Here is a 3448-nt window from a genome sequence, read left to right on the forward strand (position 1 = left end):
TGTAGGGCATGACTCCGGATTTAGGGGGCTTAGCCGGTTATGAAGCCCTCCCCTTGGCAGGGGAGGGCTTTATTGCGTTTTGTCAGTCCGCATCAGCCATTTCAGACCCTCGCGGCGGCTCAGCGGTTTCAGTTCCTCTTGCCCGATGAACGCTGCGACTGACGCCGGATTGCTCTTGGAATATTCCCTCAAAGCCCAGCCGATGGCTTTCTGAATGAAAAATTCATTGGACGACGCGTGCTCGCGGATATAGCGGTACAGCAGCTGCTCGTCCGTCGCTTCCTTATAATGAAGCTGAAACAGAATCGCCGTGCGGTTGAGCCACATATTATCGGAACAGAGCCACTTCTCGCCATACTCTGGTTGCAGCTCGGGGTATTTGTGCAGCAGAAACCCGGCGACACCAGCGGCAAGCAGATCGACGGTATCCCACCATGAGCGCCCGGTGATGCAAGCTTCGATCATAGGGAGATCGGCGGGCTCCAGCTTCTTTCGCAAGGACAGCGCGATATCCACCCCGCAGTATTGGTACTCGCGTTCAGGCAATTCCCACAGCAGAGGAATCCACGCCTTATCCGGCGGATGCGCCGCCAGGAAGGACTTGAGGACTTGCCTGCGCACGGGAGTTCGGACGCCCAAAAAAGGAAACTGGTTCCGCTGATACGCGCTCATGGCCGCCGCCGCGTCCGGGTCCTTCAATTCCTCCAATTCCCGGACCAGCAGCCTAAGATCTTCGTTCATCATTTTCGTTCCTTTCTTCATATAAGGGTTCGGTATGTTCCTTGTCGGCATAGTTCAATCATTGTATCATGAGCGGGTGCGATTGCCATACTCCAGCATTCCTCAAATATTGGAAGTGATAACGGAAAGCTGATATTCTTAATAGCGGGCAGCCCGCTTTCCGTATCCGCCTGCCGAACTGATATAAGAGCCGAACATATAAGATGAACTTGAAAAAATGACAATAGGAGAAGAAGGAACGAAGGGGAAGTTTGGAACTGTAGGAGAGATAGCGATCGCCTTTGTCTCCGGATTTCATCCGCGAAGAGCGGTTTAAGTCCAAGAAATCTGGGGACAACAGCGACCGGAAGTCCAAACATTCCTCGTAGTTGCGACTGATATCTGATAGAAAAGTCTTAAATTCATAAGGAGATTAAATCATTAATGAAGCTGATATCCTGGAATGTCAACGGGCTTAGAGCCTGTGTGAACAAAGGGTTTAACGAGTATTTTGAGAAGGAATACGCGGATATTTTCTGCGTGCAGGAAACAAAGCTTCAGGAAGGGCAGATCAACCTGGATCACGGGGAGAAGTACCGGCAGTATTGGAATTACGCTGTCAAGAAGGGGTACTCCGGAACGGCCGTTTTCACCAAAAAAGAGCCTCTGTCCGTCGCCATCGGTATTGAGGGGGAGGAGGAAACGGAGGGGAGAGTCATTACGCTGGAATATGAGGGCTTCTATCTCGTTAACGCCTACAGCCCCAATGCGCGCCGGGACCTTTCGCGGCTGGCTTACCGGCTGGAATGGGAGGACCGCTTCCGGGCCCACCTGCTGCGCCTCGACCGGCATAAGCCTGTCGTTGTATGCGGGGACCTGAACGTTGCGCATCAGGAAATCGACCTGAAGAATCCGAAGTCCAACAATGGCAACTCCGGCTTTACGCTTGCGGAACGCGGGAAGATGACCGAGCTTCTGGCCTCGGGCTTTGTCGATTCGTTCCGGCATTTGTATCCGGATGTAAAGGACGCTTATTCCTGGTGGTCCTATATGCCGAAGGTGCGGGAGCGGAATGTGGGCTGGCGGATTGACTATTTTCTTGTATCGGGCAGGCTGGCTCCCGCCATTTCCGGCGCCCGGATTGAGTGCGGAGTCATGGGCAGCGACCATTGTCCGGTCGTGCTGGAGCTGGAATTATGATACATTAACAGACGCCGTTCCAAACAGAACAATCGGAGGATGAGAGGGTATGACTTCATTTGAACAGATGCTTGACAAATACGCAAATTTGGTCGTTAAAGTAGGCGTGAATATCCAGCCCGGACAGGTGCTGATGGTCCATGCCCCGCTGGAGACGGCCGAGCTGACCCGGCTTATTGTAGCCAAGGCATATGAAGCGGGAGCCAAATATGTCGTCATGGATTGGGAGGATGAGGCGATATCCCGAATCCGTTACGAGAAAGCGCCGGAGGATTCCTTCGGATACTACCCTCAGTGGCATGCGGATATGCTGGAGCAATTTGCCGAAGAGGGCGGCGCGATCCTGCATATTAAAGTACCCGATCCGGAGCTGCTGCGCGGGATTGATCCGGCTAAAGTGTCGGCGGCGGTTAAAGCCGCAGCGGTCGCCCGGCAGAAGTACCAGGCCTATACCCGAAACAGCCGAATCAGTTGGTCGCTGGTCAAGGCGCCGACCCGGGCCTGGGCCGATAAAGTGTTCGCCGATCTGCCGGAAGAACAGCGCATTGACGCGATGTGGCAGGCGATTTTCCATATGAACAGGGTCGAAGCAGAGGGCGATCCCGTCGCCGCCTGGCAGAAGCATATCGCCAATCTGAAGGAAAGCCAGGAGAAGCTGAACGCCAAGCGCTATAAAAGCCTGCATTACCGCGCGCCGGGAACCGATCTGCGAGTCGAGCTGCCGGAAGGCCATATATGGCGGGCCGCAGGTGGAGAGAATGAGCGGGGAGTCTATTTTATCGCCAATATGCCGACGGAGGAGGTGTACACGATGCCCCGCCGTACCGGCGTTAACGGAACCGTGAGCAGCACGATGCCGCTTAATCTGAACGGGCGGCTTGTGGACGGCATTAGGTTGACCTTCAAGGAAGGAAAGGTAACAGAATTTGACGCGAGAGACGGACGCGAGCATCTCGCTTCGCTGCTTGCGACGGACGACGGCTCGTCCTATCTGGGCGAGGTGGCGCTTGTGCCGCATAATTCGCCGATATCGCGGCTGAACCGGATTTTTTACAATACAGGCATCGACGAGAACGCCTCCTGCCACTTTGCGCTCGGCAGCGCTTATCCGGTCAATCTTGAGGGAGGAACGAAGCTGAGCCGGGAGGAGCTGCTGACGAAGGGAGCCAATGTCAGCCTGGCGCATGTGGACTTCATGATTGGATCGGCGGAGCTGGATATCGACGGCGAGCTGCCGGACGGAACCGTCGAGCCGGTGTTCAGGCAAGGCAACTGGGTGTAAGCGGCAGGCCGCCCGTAAGAAAGGTTAACGGAAAGGAAGGGGACTCCAAATGGAGTGGCTGGATGCGACGGTTGGATGGATCAGTCTGTTGTGGCTGTTTCCCGTACTGTTTATGTTTCATGACTTCGAGGAAATCCTGACGGTTGAGGCGTGGGCCGAAGAGCATAGGGACAAGGTGCTCTCGGCTATGCCGCCCTTTGCCCGGAAGGCGCTGACGGCTTCGTTCTACTGCGGCACCCGCCAATT

4 protein-coding genes are annotated in these 3448 nt (G+C 55.1%); 3 read left to right on the top strand and 1 reads right to left on the bottom strand.

Annotated features, from left to right (window positions below; all coding sequences use genetic code 11):
* Nucleotides 1–69 precede the first annotated feature (69 nt).
* The gene (locus L692_RS0106430) at nt 70–744 is read right to left on the bottom strand and encodes a DNA alkylation repair protein (RefSeq protein WP_232238739.1); all 675 of its coding nucleotides are present in this window, start codon (nt 742–744) and stop codon (nt 70–72) included.
* Between the two features lie 420 nt (nt 745–1164).
* Here L692_RS0106430 and L692_RS0106440 point away from each other — a divergent pair, with 420 nt between their 5' ends.
* The 3 genes from L692_RS0106440 to L692_RS0106450 all read left to right on the top strand — a co-directional run.
* Complete coding sequence (locus L692_RS0106440) at nt 1165–1920, top strand: exodeoxyribonuclease III (protein ID WP_025698238.1); 756 nt, start codon at nt 1165–1167, stop codon at nt 1918–1920.
* 49 nt (nt 1921–1969) lie between these two features.
* Entirely contained in the window at nt 1970–3202 is a 1233-nt protein-coding gene (locus tag L692_RS0106445; protein ID WP_025698240.1) for an aminopeptidase, read from the top strand.
* A gap of 49 nt (nt 3203–3251) precedes the next feature.
* On the top strand, nt 3252–3448 hold a 197-nt coding region (locus tag L692_RS0106450; RefSeq protein ID WP_025698241.1), incomplete at its 3' end, for an HXXEE domain-containing protein.

It is taken from the genome of Paenibacillus forsythiae T98 (assembly GCF_000520735.1).
Lineage (GTDB): Bacteria > Bacillota > Bacilli > Paenibacillales > Paenibacillaceae > Paenibacillus_AQ > Paenibacillus_AQ forsythiae.